We start from the raw sequence: 14,906 nt of genomic DNA, 5'->3' as shown, positions 1-14,906 counted from the left end.
TTTCGGGGGCGTTCGTTTCGAGGGCCGTTCTCGGGCTGTCGCCTACCGGATCAGCCGAGGTGCGAGCTCGGCACCGGAACGCCGCGCGCGTGGAACCACGGGATGGGGTCGACCTTGGCGCCGCCCGGCTGCCACACCTCGTAGTGCAGGTGCGGGCCGGTGGACTGGCCGCGGTTGCCCATCGTGGCGATCTGCTCACCGGCGCGGACGTGCTGGCCGACCGAGACGAGGGACTGATCGATGTGGCCGTAGACGCCGGTCGTGCCGTCGTCCTGCGCGATGCGCACCCACAGGCCGAAGCCCGAGGCCGGACCGGATTCGATCACGACGCCGTCGGTGACGGAGACGATGGGCGTGCCGATCGAATTGGCGACGTCGATACCGTTGTGGTTGGTCCCCCAACGCGGGCCGAAGCCGGACGTCAGCGTTCCTGCAGCGGGGAAGGCGAGCGCGGGGCGACGCGCGGCCTCCTCACGAGCGGCCTGCTCGGCGGCCTCGCGGGCGATCCGCTCGGCCTCGGCACGCTGTGCTGCCTCCTGGGCAGCGATCGCCTCGGCGACACGCTGTGCTTCCCGCTCGGCGGCGCGGTTCAGCTTCTCGGTGTAGTGCGATGCGTCGACACCGGCGACCTTCAGCACCTGCGGTGCGGTCGAGAGGTTCTCCCCGGCGCCCGTCCATGCGGTGGCGGACTCGACGCGGACCCGGTCGCCTGCAGCGTTCGCGACCGTAGTTCCGCCGACGGTGACGGCGCTCGCGAGGACCGCGACTGCCATCCACCTGCCGGCGCGGGTTGCGCGCCGGCGCAGATCGGTGGCTTCTCGGGTGTGGGTGGATTCAGGATTTCGGATCACAGCAGTTTCCTCTGGGACAGGCCCTCGGTAACGAAAGGGTCACGATTCCATCACAGAGTACTTCTACCTTTGACGACCTCAGCGTGTCGGCTCGACTCCAAACCGACCGGTATCGGACAAAAGGCGCCCGATTTGCCCTACACGAATCACATCGACACCATCGACCTCACGCGTTGGACGCAAAACCGGGGTAAACAGTGAGTGACGTCACGCCATCGGATAACGGGGAAACGGTCTCCGATGGGGTATGGAGGCGGTATCGCGGGCCCAGCCGAGAGGGTCCTACCGCACCGCGAAACGCAGACCGAAATTGTCGAACGTCGCGGGCAGCGGACGCGCCGGATCCGGCTTCATATCCGACACCACGGTGAACTCGGCGGACCGGAGCAGAGTCGCAAGGAAGGTGCTCGCCGCGAACAGCACGATGCTGCGCCCGGGGCACACCGTCGGTCCGGCGCTGAACGGCACGAGCGCGGGATAGCGCTCGGCGCGGCCGTCGAGCCAGATCTCGGGTTCGAAGGTGTCGGCGAACGGCAGGTCGTCGGAGCGGTGGAAGGCCGAGGACAGGATCACGAAGCCCGTACCGGCGGGAATCGCGGAGGTACCACCCGCACCGTCGCTCCACGTGGTCTCTTCCACGGAGTCCCGGAGGATCACCGGAGTGGTCGGCCACAGCCGGGTCGTGTCCAGCACGCAGGCCCGCAGGTACTCGTAGACCTGCGGTGTCCCGGCTTCGGTTCCCGACAATTCCGACTCGACGCGCAGACGCTGCTCGGAATGGGTCGACAACACCGCCAGGGTTCGGGCGCTGACCATGCCTGCGGCGTCGAACGCGAACAACCAGTGCGGCATCTGCCCGATCGGGTCGACGGACGCCGGCGCTGCGAGGTCCCGGACCACCCCGGCCAGACTCTCGGACGGAGCCGCCGTGACATGACGGTGCAGGTTCTGGGTGAACCGATCGCGCAGGCGGTGCCGGAGCGGATGCGCGAACGACCAGTTCCCGTTCGAGCGCAGCGTCCACAACTGGTCGGTGATGCTCTCGTCGTCGCGGGCGGCGTCGCCGAACGCGAGTCGCCGAACGAGGCGCCACCAGGTCTTCACGAAATCAGGAGCGTCGAGTTCACCGCGCGACCTCGCGTGCTCGAGCAGATTCTGCGCCTCCTGCTCGATCACGGGAACCCACTCGGCCGCGAGACGGTGCAGGGCGTGTTCCGGTTCGAGGACCGACTCGTTGAACGCGCGTCGCTGGGCGCGGATGTCCCCTCGGGAGATGAGCACACCGTTGGGCTGGAACGGGCTGAGTGCGGCCACCTTCTCCTTGTTGGCCGCAGTGAACGACGCCGTGTCGGTGCGCAGGATCCGGTCCACATCCTCGGGTGTCAGGACGATCGCGAGGGTGCGGCCGGGGATCGGCACGACCACCGGTCCGTCACCGTGCCGCTTCCGTAGATCGGCGACCAGGCGGACCACGCCGGCATCGGACTGGTTCTTCTCGAGCAACTTCATCGCCCAACGCCGACGAGCGATCGGTCCCACCGCCACGAACGGCACGGCCACCTGTCCGAGGAGCCGAGCGGCGTCGGTGGGCGAAACGGTCGCGGTCGTTGCAGGCACAGGCGCTCCCGACGTCGAGGGGACAGGACCTATGGAGAATCCCCCTCACGACCGTTTTCAAACGCCGGGAGTACCTGGTTCAGTACAAGTAGTCCTCACCGCTCGCGCGCACGGTGACGTCGGACAGACTGATGCCCCAGGGTTGGTCGATGACGTGCACCACGGCGTTTGCGAGGTCATCGGGCTGGATGAGCCAGTACTCGACGGAGTCGACGTCGGACAGTTCGGGCGCGAGCGTTCCTTCCATCAGGTCCGTGACATGGCCGGCGTACTGCTCGGCGCGATGCCCGACGAGACCGAAGATCGCGGAATCGTTGACGATCCAGCTAGCCAGGTTCGTACCGGTGATCCCGGTCGGCTTGACCGTCGTCACCTTGATCTTGCCCTTGGATTCGATCCGCAGGGAATCCGACAGGACGGTGACGGCGGCCTTGGTGGCACTGTACACACCCGACCCTGCAATTCCTGCGTTGCCGTAGATCGACGATATGTTCACGACCTGTCCGCGTCCTTGCGAGATCATCTGGTCGTAGACGGCCGAGATGCCGTGGACGACACCTTTGATGTTGATGTCGATCGCCTTGTCCCACTTGGGCAATGCTTGTTCGTGATCGGAAAAGTACGCCAGCGGCATGACGCCGGCGTTGTTCACGAGTACATCGATCGCTCCATAGCTGTCCACGGCATGACGGGCCGCTGCTGCGACCTGCTCGTAGTCGGTCACGTCCGCAACCTGGTAGCTGCCCTGATGCCCGGCGGCGAGGATACCGTCGAACACCTCTGCAAGCGCTGGGGCGTTGACATCGACGCCGACAACCTTCGCGCCGCCCGCCGCGCACTTTTCGGAGATGAGCTTGCCGAAGCCACTACCGGCTCCGGTGACGATGATGACTTTGTCCTGGAGGTATGGGGACACGGAAACTCCTCGATGGATGGGTATTCGGTTGGGGAGAGTCGGAGCGGCAGATCACACGATGTCGACGACGTCGAGGACCGCGCCGAGATGTTCACGGTCGCCGGAGATGTCGACGGCCGACCGCCAGGCAGAGCGGACGGTGCCCCAGCGTAGGAAGTCGAGGGCGTCCGAAGTGGCCACGTCGTCGGGAAGGTCGTCGGTTTCGGTGACGACAACCGACTCGCTGTCCATATCGACATCGATGACGAAGCGACGCTCGATCGGTCCTACCAGCGCGAGACCGACGGGCCGTCTCAGCACCGAGCGGACATTCCTTCCGCACATCTGCGGGAGACCTGCGATCATCCAGTCGATGGCGGGGCCGAGGACAGTGGTGGCGTCGAACGAGCCGCCGACGAGCCGTTCGCCGGGCAGCGGGCCGTTCGGTGCCAGGATGTCCGAGGTGAGGTGCACGAGGTGATCGAAAGCTACTGCGTCGCTGAGCTGTGCAAGACGATAGGTGCCGAGGTCGAGCATGTTTACCGGTACATCCCTTGTTCCCGGGGTCTGCAGTACCTCGAGTGCAGCCAGTCCGGCAGCCGACTGTTCGCGGTAGTAGTCGATCACTCTCGATGTGGGCCAGTCGGCACGCTCGCGGACGGCGGCATCGTTGAGCCGTTCACTCGTTCCGCTCGGGTTGTCGGGCAGGACGAGATCGGGATCGGCGATGAAGTTGAAGAAGAAGCCCATGTGGCCGATGACGTCGTGGATACGCCATCCGTGACAGGCACTGTCGGCGGCCCAATCGTCCGCCGTGAGCTCGGGGAGCATTTCGAGAGTGACATCGGAGAGTGCGCGTGCGGCGACTACGCCGGGTTCGGACATGCGCAACATACCTTTCGGTTGATCGACAGGGCTGAAAGGTCCGGTGTGCGGGGATGTTCACCGGGCGACCGGATCAGGAGGCCAGGAAGATCGACTTGGTCCGCTGATACGAGGCGAGGCCCTCGGGTCCGAGCTCACGTCCGATGCCGCTGGCTTTGACGCCGCCGAACGGGGAGCCCCAGTCGAGGTTGAAGGTGTTGACGCCGAAGGAGCCGGTATCGACCCGTCGTGCGACGTCGAGTCCACGGTCGTCGTCGGTGGTCCATACGGTGCCGCCGAGTCCGTAGTCGGAGTCGTTCGCCAAAGCAATTGCGTCGTCGACGGAGTCGTAGGACAGGACCGCGAGGACGGGGCCGAAGATCTCTTCTCTGGCGATTGTGGCGGCGTTGTCGACGCCGCCGAACACGGTGGGCGAGACGAAGAAGCCTCGACCGATGTCATCGGGTCGGCCGCCGCCGGTGGTGATGGTGCCACCTTCGGCACGGCCCTGCTCGATGAAGGAGAGCACTCGCTGACGTTGACGGTCGCTGACGAGCGGTCCGACATAGGTTTTCGGATCGAGTGGGTCGCCCACCACAAGGCCGGACGCCATGGCCGTGACGGCATCGAGGTACGTCGAATACATGTTCCGGGGGACCAGGACCCTCGTCGACATGTAACAGGTCTGTCCGGAATTGAGCAGCGACGCAGTAGCAAGACCCGTCACGGTCCGCTCCACGTCGGCATCGTCGAGGACTATGGCGGCGGACTTGCCTCCGAGTTCGAGCGTGACCGGACGAATCATCTCGCCACACGTCCGGCCGATGTGCCGACCCGCGGCGGTCGAACCGGTGAAGGCAACCTTGTCGATTCCGGGATGGGACACCAGATATCGACCGAGGTCGGCACCGCCGTTGACGATGTTGAGAACACCGGGTGGTAGGCCTGCCTCGAGGGCGGCTTCCGCGAGAATGTAGGAGTCCAGGCTGGTTTCGGGCGACGGTTTGAGCACGACCGTGCAGCCGGCAGCAAGAGCCGGAGCGATCTTGAACATCGAGAGGACGGCGGGAAAGTTCCATGGAGCGATCGCGGCTACCACGCCGATCGGATCGCGACGCACCACCGTCGTACCGGGTATCGGCCGACTGGCTCGGCGCTCCTCGGGAGCCGCCGTCTCGATGAGGTCGGCGTAGTAGCGGAGCAATTGAACGGGAGCCGCGCCCTCGGCGAACCGGGCGAGTTCGATAGGCATCCCGTTCTCGCGCGTGACGGTCGTGGCACGCACCTCGGCGCGAGCCTCGAGTGCATCCGCGAACCTGTGGAGGTACACGGCGCGCTCGGCGTGACTCGAGGTGCGCCATTCGGTGCCGCGGAACGCGTCGACCGCTGCGTTCACGGCAGCATCCACGTCGGCTTCGGAAGCTTCGGGAACGCTCCCGATCAGCTGTTCCGTCAGCGGGGAGATCACCGGGATCGAGGCCGATCCGGACGGACTCCGCCAGCCCCCGCCGATGAAGAACGACGTGCGAACCGCATCGAATGTAGTGGTGGACATCAATTCTCCTCGAGGAAGATGTTCAGTGCGGTCCACTCGGGTTTCCGCGTGTGCCTATCGTCACATCGAGCATTCGGGTGAAGATTGACATCTCACGACATTTTTTTTACATTTCGACACATGGCTGACCTGATCAGCGCATCCTCACTCACCCAGGCCCCCGAACTCATCGGCGAACTGGGTGGCGATCCTGCCGATATCTTCGAACGGGTCGGAATCGACCCGACAGCGGTGGGTATGCACGATCAATTCGTCCCGTTCAGTTCGTTGGGAACACTGCTCGGGCTGTGCGCGCGTGAGTTCGCGGCACCCGATTTCGCCCTCCGCCTCGCCGCGCGCCAGAGCCCCGATATCCTCGGTCCGCTGGCCATCGTCGCGAGGAATGCGGAAACCCTCGGCGACGCACTCCGCGAGGTCACCGACTTCACCCATGTCTACAGCCCGGCCATGACGACACACCTCCGGGTGAACGGCACCGACGTCGCCTACGAATTCCGGACCCTGCCGCGGCGCCTCCCCTATCGCGATCACCTCGCCGAACTGGCACTCGGCGTCACCCTGTCCACATTCCGGATGCTCGGAGGAGACGACTTCCCGGTCACGCGGGTCGCGTTCACCCACCCTGCGATCGCCCGACCCGAGGTCTACCGCGAGTATTTCGACTGTCCCGTGGAGTTCGACGCACCTGCCAACCTGCTGCTCTTCCCGCGCGGACTCCTGCAGCGGCGACCTCCCGGCATCGACCCGCTGGCACACGACATCGCCATCCGCTTCATGGCCGGCCGCGACCGGGCCACCTCCTTTCCCGACGTGGTGTCTTCTGTCGTCGTGCGAGCGTTACCGGCCGGGGCAGCGACCCTCGGGGAGGTTGCCGAACTGATGATGATGCATCCGCGCGCCCTTCAACGCCGCCTGGCAGAATCGGGTACCACCTTCGAACACCTCGTCGACGAGACCCGCCGGGAGATCGCGCTCGGATTGCTCGCGAACCGCTCCGTCCCGCTGGCGACGATCGCCCAGCAACTCGGATACTCCGAGCAGAGCACACTGACCCGGAGTTGCCGGCGATGGTTCGGGGCCACCCCGCTGGGTAAACGGCGCGAGCTGACCATCACGCCGTAGCGGCTCCGGGCCCTTGCCGCCCAGCGGCAGGATACTCATCTGCAGGCAAACGAATGTTCGCCTGACGTCCCTGTTCGATTCGGCCCTTTTCGTCGATCCCGGAACGATATCGACACAGCGCAGCCTATTTCCCAGTAGCAAAAGAAGAATCGTCGACGGAGCAACGCGCCGGAGCGATCGGGCAAGAGGTTGACGCGGTGCCGTGGGTCACATAATGTCTCGGAAGCCGACCGAACGATCGCTTGGCAATAATCTCCGACAGGAAGGGCCTCCATGGCTACCCATTCGGGTCCCCGAGCGAAGGACGCGCCTCTCGACGAGTCCGTGCACGCTGCGCGTCTCCAGTCACGCCGACCCGCCCGCAAGGCTGCTTTCGCTGCCGCGGTGTCGACCTCCCTCGAGTGGTACGACTTCTTCATCTACGCCACTGCCGCGGCGCTGGTGTTCAACACCACGTTCTTCGCCACCGACAGTGAAGTGGCCGCAGCACTCAACTCGTTCGCGACGGTCGCCGTCGGATTCATCGCTCGTCCGATCGGTGGAATCGTCTCGGGCCACTTCGGTGACAAATACGGTCGCAAGCCCGTTCTGGTAGCCGCCATTCTGATCATGGGTGTCGCGACGACACTGATCGGATTCGTGCCGAACACCTCGATCGCATGGCTCGCACCGGCGATGCTCGTACTCCTGCGTATCTGCCAGGGCTTGGCGGTCGGAGCCCAGTGGGGTGGCGCAGTTCTACTGGCCACCGAGTACGCTCCCGCAAACCGCCGCGGCTTCTACGGCAGCTTCGCCCAGCTCGGCATCCCGATCGGTGTGGTCGTGGGAAATGCCATCTTCCTCGTGATGGCCTGGGCGGTCTCTCCCGAAGCATTCACCTCGTGGGGATGGCGGGTGCCGTTCTGGATCAGCCTCTTCATGCTCGTCGTGGCATTCGTGATCCATCGCTACCTCGAGGAAACCCCCGAGTTCCAGCAAGTGGAAGCCAAACTCGCGCAAGCGCCGGCGCAGCGCCGCTCCCCCATCCTCGAGGTCCTACGGCACAACAGTGGCACGGTCCTCATGGCCGGAGGCACCTACCTCGTCGGTATCGTCATGTTCTACATCACCATCACCGGCTCGGTGCAGGTGGCGACCACCGACCTCGGCATCGCGCGCTCCGACGTCCTGACGATCATCCTGATCGCCGCCGGCGTGCTCGTGCCGATGGTTCCCCTGACCGCGTACCTGTCGGATCTGTACGGGCGCAAGCTCATCTACGGAATCGGCATCGTCGGTATGGGACTGTGGGCGGTGCCGATGTGGCTTCTCATCGGGTCCTCCACGCCGGAGAACATCTGGCCGTTGGCCGTCGCCTTGATCGTCTCGTGCGTGGTCATGTCGTTCCAGACCGGTCCGCAGGCCGCGTTGTTCTCCGAACTCTTCCCGCCCGAGATCCGCTATTCCGGAGCGTCATTGGGCTATCAGGCCGCAGCAATCCTCGGTGGCATGGCACCCATGGCGATGGTTGCGTTGATCAACGGCGACGTGTCGAACTTCTGGCGGGTCGGCATGATGAACGTAGCGCTCGCATTGTTCGCTCTCGTCTGCCTGGTTGCCCTCGCCCGCCGACGCCGCTGACCCTTCCCGAACCTTGGAGTAGTGATGTATCCCGGTGCGTATCTGACCACCACACCGAACAAGCCGGCCGCGATCATGGCCGACACCGGCGACACGGTCTCCTTCGCCGAACTCGATTCCGGTTCGATCCGCATCGCCCGTCACCTGAAGACACTGGGACTGCGGCGTGGAGACCATCTGGCGGTGTTGTCCACCAACAACCTTCGCGTGTTCGACATCTATTGGGCTGCCATGCGGTCCGGCTTGTACATCACCATGGTGAATTGGCATCTCACCCCTGCCGAAGCGGCATACATCGTCACCGACTGCGGAGCGAGGGCCGTCGTCGTCGACGCGGCATTGACGGAGATCGCCGACGCCTTGGTGCCGTTGATCCCGACCACGACGCACCGGCTCTCGTTCGGAGGCGCAGTTGCCGGATTCTCCGACCTGGACGTCGCGGCGGCCGGCGAATCCGATGCACCTCTCGACGACCAACCGCGCGGGGCCGACATGCTGTACTCGTCCGGCACCACCGGTCGACCGAAGGGCATCAAACCGGCACTGCCCGAACGCCAGGTCCACGAACCCGGTGACACGATGACGGCGATGAACGCCGAGGTGTGGAACGTGAACTCCGACACCGTCTATCTGTCGCCCGCTCCGCTGTACCACGCCGCACCGCTGCGTACGTGCGCCGCGGTTCAGGCCCTCGGCGGCACGGTTGTCGTGATGGATCGCTTCGACGCCGAGAGGGCACTCGAGTACATCGAGCGATATCGGGTCACCTACAGCCAGTGGGTGCCCACCATGTTCGTGCGCATGCTCAAGCTTCCCGAGCAGGTGCGAGAGCGCTACGACATGTCGAGTCTGCAGGTTGCGGTGCACGCTGCAGCGCCCTGCCCGGTCGAGGTCAAACGGCAGATGATCGAATGGTGGGGCCCGATCCTGTCGGAGTACTACTCCTCCACCGAACTCAACGGGTTGACGCTCGTCGACACCGAACAATGGCTGCGCAAGCCCGGAACGGTGGGGCGCCCTGTTCTCGGTGCCGTTCACATCTGCGGGGAGAACGGGTCGGAACTGCCGGCCGGAGAGATCGGCACCATCTATTTCGAGCGCGAGACGTTGCCGTTCGAGTACCACAACGCCCCGGAGAAGACGCGCGACGCCCAGCACCGGGATCACCCCACCTGGACGACGACGGGGGATGTCGGTTACCTCGACGAGGACGGTTACCTGTTCCTGACCGATCGAGGCTCGTTTCTCATCATCTCGGGTGGAGTCAACATCTATCCGCAGGAAATCGAGAATGTTCTCGTCGAACACCCGAAGGTGCTCGACGCGGGAGTGATCGGAGTGCCGGACCCCGAGATGGGCGAGGTCGTCACCGCGGTGGTGCAGCCCGGCTCCGGCGTCGTCGGCGACGAGGCCCTCGCCGATGAACTTGCCGCCTACCTGCAACAACGCATCGCCAAGTACAAACTCCCACGCCGGATCGTCTTCACCGACGACCTGCCTCGCACTCCTACCGGCAAGCTGGTGAAACGAACCTTGCAGGAGCACTTCACCCGAGCACCGGCATAGGGAGTTGCACGCGGACCGGGTCCGGACGGACGACGCCGAAGGCGGAGTCCGTCCGGTGGTGCCGGCGGGGACGACTACGCTGACACCGATTTCGGCAGGAAGGACGGATCCAAGCATGTGTGCAGCAAAGTCGGATTCGGCGGGTGCGGGTAACGGTCGGCAGGCGATCCTCGACTCGGCGCTGCGCCACATGAACGAGCGGGGGTACCACGGAACGTCCATGCGCGACATCGCGCGAGGGGCGGATATCACCGTGGCCTCGATCTACCACCATTTCGCGTCCAAGCAGGAGATCCTGCAGGACATCATGGTCCGGGCGTTGCACGACGCGATTTCGATGACCCGAGGTGCGTTGCTGCGGGCGGGCGGGGCCCCCGAAGCCCAATTGCAGACCCTGGTACGCGCCTGGGTCATGTTCCACACCACCCGCCAGCTCGACGCCCTGGTAGGGGCAACCGAGATGCGGAGTCTCGACGAGGCGGGACGCCGGCTCATCGTCGCCTTACGGGACGAACAAGAAGGGCTGTTCCGTGACGTGATCGACCGAGGCGTCGAAGAGGGCGCTTTTGCCGTGCGGTACCCGAGAGACGCGGTTCGCGCGATCGTGAACATGGGTCAGTCGGTGTGCACGTGGTGGCGGGCCGACGGACCGCTGACACCCGACGAGTTGGCGCATCGATACGCAGATCTCGCGTTGGCGATGGTGCAGAGGGAGCCCGTGCACTCCCTCTCCTAGTTCGTTCGTCGAATGTCTACTTTTGCGGACTACCCCGCGTGTGGCATGAGTCATAGCTTTGCCTCGTATCACTCACGTCACCGACAAAGGGAGTGCCGCATGAGCCGGTTGAAGTTCGGAACCTTCCTCGCCCCGATCCACGAGCCAGGACAGAATCCCACGTTGCTCCTGCAGCGAGATCTGGAACTGGTGCAGTATCTCGAGCAGTTGGGATACGACGAGGCGTGGTTCGGCGAGCACCACTCGGCCGGCGCCGAGATCTACGCGTCGCCCGAGATCATGATTGCGGCCGCCGGGGAACGCACGAGCCGGATCAAGCTCGGCACGGGCGTCACGTCGGTCTCGTATCACAACCCGTTGTGGGCGGCCGAGCGCATGGTCATGCTCGATCACCTCACCCGAGGCCGGGTGTTGTTCGGACTGGGCCCCGGTTCTCTGCCCACAGATGCGGCAATGCTCGGTCTGTCGCAGATCGACACCCGCGAACTGCTTGCGGAGAACACCGACATCATCATGCGGCTGCTCCGAGGCGAGACCGTTTCCGCCAAGACGCGTACGCACGAGCTGTTCGATGCCAAGATCCAGATGGCACCGTATTCGGACCCGCTCTTCGACGTCGTAGTGGCTGCGATCGCTTCTCCGACCGGTGCGCGCCTGGCCGGCAAGTACGGAATCGGCCTGCTCTCCATCGCGGCAACGTTGACCGCCGACGGTTTCAGTGCTCTGCAACATCATTGGGGCCTGCTGGAAGAATTCGCAGCCCAGGCCGGTCGCAGCGGCGAAGTGGACCGGTCCACGTGGCGTCTGGTCGGCCCGTTCCACATCGCCGAGACCAAGGAGCAGGCGTACAAGGACGTCGAACACGGAATCGAGTACTGGTTCAACTACCTCCAGCACGTAGCCGCCTTCCCGCAGATGGACGTCCGGGGCACGAACAAGCACGAGATGATCGACTTCATCAACACCTCGGGTATCGGCGTCATCGGCACCGCGGAGGAAGCGCGCGGACAGGTGCAGCGTCTGATCGACCAGTCCGGTGGATTCGGCACCCTGCTCATCCAGGGACATGACTGGGCCGACCCTCAGGCCACACGTCGCTCCTACGAATTGTTCGCCCAGGATGTCATGCCGTACTTCCAGGGTCAGGCACAACCGATGATCGAAGCTGCCGAGCGCGCACAGGCAGTTCGCGAGGGACAGGCCGCCGAACACGTCAAGGCCGTCGAGCACATGACGAAGAAGTACGAAGCAGAACTCGGCCGCGGGTGACGAGCGTGGACGTCGAAGCACAACCCACTCGGCAGGAAACCGGGGGTTTCGGCACCTTGTTCGAGCGTGTGACAGTGATGCACTCGACCGATCGGTGGGCTGCAACCGCGGGCGACCTGTCCGCGGTCCTCGGCGAACCCGAGTTCTCCGATGGAACCGGTTGGGCTGCATGGCATGTCCTCAGCATCTCCGACGAGTCCGAGGGGCCGGCGTGGTCTCTGCTCGCCCGCACGGCCGACCTCGGTGCTGTCACCGAGCGGGCCCGATCACTCGGGTGGGACGTCGGCGCCTTTTTCCGGGGCAGTCACGAGGTCCGAGTGCCGCTGAGGTCCCCGAACGGACTGAGCGTCATCGCCTACAGGCCCGCATCGGCTTCATGATCGCGGTGCTGCGCACGTGACCGTCGGTCGCGGCGCAGCACCGCAATTGCCAGCTCCGACCGATTGCGGTGGCCCGTCACTTCGAAGATGCGGCTGATGTACTTCTTGATCGACAACTCCGACAGGGACAACCTCTCCGCAATCTCGGCATTGCTCAACCCGTGACCGACCAACTCCGCGACGTCGAGTTGACGCCGAGTCAGGTTGCCCAACGGGTCCACCGATTCCTCGGCAATTGCGACCGTCACCGTCCGCGAGCGCAAGTGGCGTGCAAGCACCCTCATCGCGATCAGATCGGACCGCTCCCATGAACGCACCTTGTCGAACATTCCGATCAGTGCTTCACCATCGGCGAGAGGCAGGTGGATGGCCGAAGCAGTGCCGATATCGTTCGGGCGCAGATAGTCGACGACATAGGAGCGCTGCGGCGACGGCAGTCTCGGCAGCTCGTCCAGAGTCGCGAATCCGCAGGAGGACAGCATGCGACGGGACCGAGGCAGCGCGAAGACATCCTTGTCCTGCCATCGATCCCGGTACGCAGTGAGCAGTGGTGCTGCCGCGCCCGTCAGTACCGGTGCCGGATCGTCGAAGATCTCCGCGTACGTCCTGCCGTGGAAGAACGTGACATCTCGCACGCCGAAGTGAGTGGATATCGCGCACACCAGCGCTTCCTTGAAAACCTTTCCACCCCGGGCTTCTTCGCACTGCTCCAGCACCGACAGTATTCCCAGCACCTGCTTTCTGGAGAGCTCGTCGTGCCATGCTCGCGGTTCCATCATCGTCCCCTCCTGCTCGATGCATTCACGACCTTCGGCCCGGTGACGCCGATTCGGCGGTCACCGGGCCGGACATCGATATCCGCGAGTGAGCCCGAGTTCGCCACCTACCCGGTGACGCCGGCCTTGTCCTCGGTGTCGGTGGTGTGGTTCGCGCGGATCGTCATCACCGCGAGCAGGCCGACCAGGGCCAGGGTGATGACGAAGAACGACGGAGCCAGGATGTTCCCGGTCTGCTCGACGAGCCAGACGGCGAAGAACGGCGCGGTGCCCCCGGCGATGATGACTCCGAGATTCCATCCCATGGCGACACCGGTGTATCGGGAGTGCTTGTCGAAGAGCTGAGGGAGCAACGTGTAAGCACCCACCTGTGTGGCAACAGAATTCATCATGATCACGATGAATGCGACAGCTGCGACGAACAAACTGTGCTGCATGATGCCCATCATCGGATAGGTGAGCACCACGAAACCGACGAACCCCAGTGTCATCAGCCGGTTCAGTCCGATGCGATCGCCGAGCAGACCCCCGAGCGGCATGCTCAGTGCCGCGATGCCGATGGCCAGCGTGGTCACCCAGTAGACGGGTGCTGTGTCGTAGCCGAGTTGCTTGGAGAGGTGGATTGCCATGTAGGTCAAGCCTATGTAGGCAGTTCCGTTGACCGCGGCACTGATCGCGGTGGCCTGGAGAAGTGCTCGTGGCTGCCTCCGGAAGACCGATCCGACCGGACTGTGGGCCGCCTCGGTGCTCTCCGAGACGTCGTGGGTCTCCGCGACGCGGGTCCGAACCCACAGGCAGAACAACGTGAGAGGCAGGGCGAGGAGGAACGGGATGCGCCATCCCCACGATTCCATCTGCACGTCGGTGGTGAGAGCCGAAACGATGCCTGCCACGGCCGCGGCGAGTGCGAAGCCACCTGTGGAACCGAGTGGCGTGAACGATCCGTAGGTTGCTTTGAGGTGGCGCGGTGCCGATTCCGAGATGAAAGTAGCGGATCCTCCGACTTCGCCGCCGGCCGAGAACCCTTGGATCACCCGCACCAGCACGAGAAGAACGGTTGCCCAGATCCCGATCTGCGCGGGCGTCGGAAGCAGACCCATCGCCGTGCTGCCGACACCCATGCAGATCAGCGTGGCCATCAACGCCTTCTTGCGGCCGAAACGATCACCGATGTGTCCGAACACGATTCCGCCGAGGGGTCGGATCAGATATGCCGTTCCGAAGACCGCCAGTGCGGACAACAGCGACGTCACGGGATCGTCGCTCGGGAAGAACATGGGAGCGATGACGACTGCCATGTAACCGTAGAGACTGAAATCGTAGTACTCGATCAGCGTGCCGACACCGCCCGCGAGGGCGGCTCTGCGCGACTTCCGCCGGTCCTGATCAGTCGCGGTCCGCGAGGACCGCGCTCCCACGTCTTGTGCGGTCATAGGTCGGACCTCCAGATATGAAGTGTGATCCAGGTCATTGCCCGAGATAGTTCTCTGCCTAACGATCGATTGTCAACCGTTCTCGGAGGAACTTGATGTTTTACCTGTTGAAGATGATGAAATTCCCCTAATTGCAGGGATTGACAAACGATCGTTCGGTTGCGAACATGCGGTGAGCGGAAAATGGACCTCCGCTTCGCTACGCCGGAGATCACGCAGCGG

At 64.3% G+C, this 14,906-nt stretch carries 13 protein-coding genes; 6 read left to right on the top strand and 7 right to left on the bottom strand.

Going from position 1 to position 14,906, the window contains the following annotated elements:
• Positions 1-50 precede the first annotated feature (50 nt).
• The 5 genes from ACLBYD_RS13550 to ACLBYD_RS13530 all read right to left on the bottom strand — a co-directional run bounded on the left by ACLBYD_RS13550 (position 51) and on the right by ACLBYD_RS13530 (position 5,782).
• Positions 51-773 (bottom strand): M23 family metallopeptidase, encoded by a 723-nt coding sequence (locus ACLBYD_RS13550; protein WP_060650268.1) that lies wholly within the window; start codon positions 771-773, stop codon positions 51-53.
• Positions 774-1,133: 360 nt separating this feature from the next.
• Positions 1,134-2,468 carry a cytochrome P450 gene (locus ACLBYD_RS13545; protein ID WP_447816848.1) on the bottom strand — a complete coding sequence of 445 codons (1,335 nt, stop codon included), beginning with the start codon at positions 2,466-2,468 and terminating at the stop codon, positions 1,134-1,136.
• Between the two features lie 79 nt (positions 2,469-2,547).
• Positions 2,548-3,384, bottom strand: a complete 837-nt coding sequence (locus ACLBYD_RS13540; RefSeq protein WP_447816847.1) for an SDR family oxidoreductase — start codon at positions 3,382-3,384, stop codon at positions 2,548-2,550.
• 51 nt (positions 3,385-3,435) lie between these two features.
• Complete coding sequence (locus ACLBYD_RS13535) at positions 3,436-4,248, bottom strand: maleylpyruvate isomerase N-terminal domain-containing protein (RefSeq protein WP_447816846.1); 813 nt, start codon at positions 4,246-4,248, stop codon at positions 3,436-3,438.
• 73 nt (positions 4,249-4,321) lie between these two features.
• Positions 4,322-5,782: an aldehyde dehydrogenase gene (locus tag ACLBYD_RS13530; RefSeq protein WP_447816845.1), complete on the bottom strand. Its 1,461-nt coding sequence runs from the start codon at positions 5,780-5,782 to the stop codon at positions 4,322-4,324.
• A gap of 120 nt (positions 5,783-5,902) precedes the next feature.
• Between ACLBYD_RS13530 and ACLBYD_RS13525 the strand changes: the two genes are divergently transcribed.
• The 6 genes from ACLBYD_RS13525 (at position 5,903) to ACLBYD_RS13500 (ending at position 12,475) form a co-directional block, all read left to right on the top strand.
• Positions 5,903-6,904, top strand: coding sequence for an AraC family transcriptional regulator (locus ACLBYD_RS13525; protein WP_447816844.1), 1,002 nt, complete (start codon positions 5,903-5,905; stop codon positions 6,902-6,904).
• 273 nt (positions 6,905-7,177) lie between these two features.
• Positions 7,178-8,524, top strand: a complete 1,347-nt coding sequence (locus ACLBYD_RS13520) for an MFS transporter (RefSeq protein ID WP_447816843.1) — start codon at positions 7,178-7,180, stop codon at positions 8,522-8,524.
• A 24-nt stretch (positions 8,525-8,548) separates the two neighbouring features.
• Positions 8,549-10,090, top strand: coding sequence for an acyl-CoA synthetase (locus ACLBYD_RS13515; RefSeq protein WP_447816842.1), 1,542 nt, complete (start codon positions 8,549-8,551; stop codon positions 10,088-10,090).
• A 115-nt stretch (positions 10,091-10,205) separates the two neighbouring features.
• Entirely contained in the window at positions 10,206-10,826 is a 621-nt protein-coding gene (locus ACLBYD_RS13510) for a TetR/AcrR family transcriptional regulator (protein ID WP_447816841.1), read from the top strand.
• 99 nt (positions 10,827-10,925) lie between these two features.
• A complete protein-coding gene (locus ACLBYD_RS13505; RefSeq protein WP_447816840.1) occupies positions 10,926-12,095 on the top strand; it encodes an LLM class flavin-dependent oxidoreductase in 1,170 nt (389 codons plus the stop codon).
• A 77-nt stretch (positions 12,096-12,172) separates the two neighbouring features.
• Complete coding sequence (locus ACLBYD_RS13500; protein WP_447816924.1) at positions 12,173-12,475, top strand: hypothetical protein; 303 nt, start codon at positions 12,173-12,175, stop codon at positions 12,473-12,475.
• On the opposite strand, the gene ACLBYD_RS13495 is transcribed toward ACLBYD_RS13500, so the two are convergent.
• Both ACLBYD_RS13495 and ACLBYD_RS13490 read right to left on the bottom strand, forming a co-directional pair.
• The gene (locus tag ACLBYD_RS13495; RefSeq protein ID WP_447816839.1) at positions 12,451-13,254 is read right to left on the bottom strand and encodes a response regulator transcription factor; all 804 of its coding nucleotides are present in this window, start codon (positions 13,252-13,254) and stop codon (positions 12,451-12,453) included. The two genes, ACLBYD_RS13500 and ACLBYD_RS13495, sit on opposite strands and share 25 nt — an antisense overlap.
• Before the next feature lie 104 nt (positions 13,255-13,358).
• Positions 13,359-14,684 carry an MFS transporter gene (locus tag ACLBYD_RS13490; RefSeq protein ID WP_447816838.1) on the bottom strand — a complete coding sequence of 442 codons (1,326 nt, stop codon included), beginning with the start codon at positions 14,682-14,684 and terminating at the stop codon, positions 13,359-13,361.
• Between the last annotated feature and the right edge of the window lie 222 nt (positions 14,685-14,906).

The sequence above is a fragment of the Rhodococcus sp. C26F genome (genome assembly GCF_053345925.1).
Note: the sequence above shows the minus strand (reverse complement) of the source record. Positions and strands in the feature narration are given on the sequence as shown.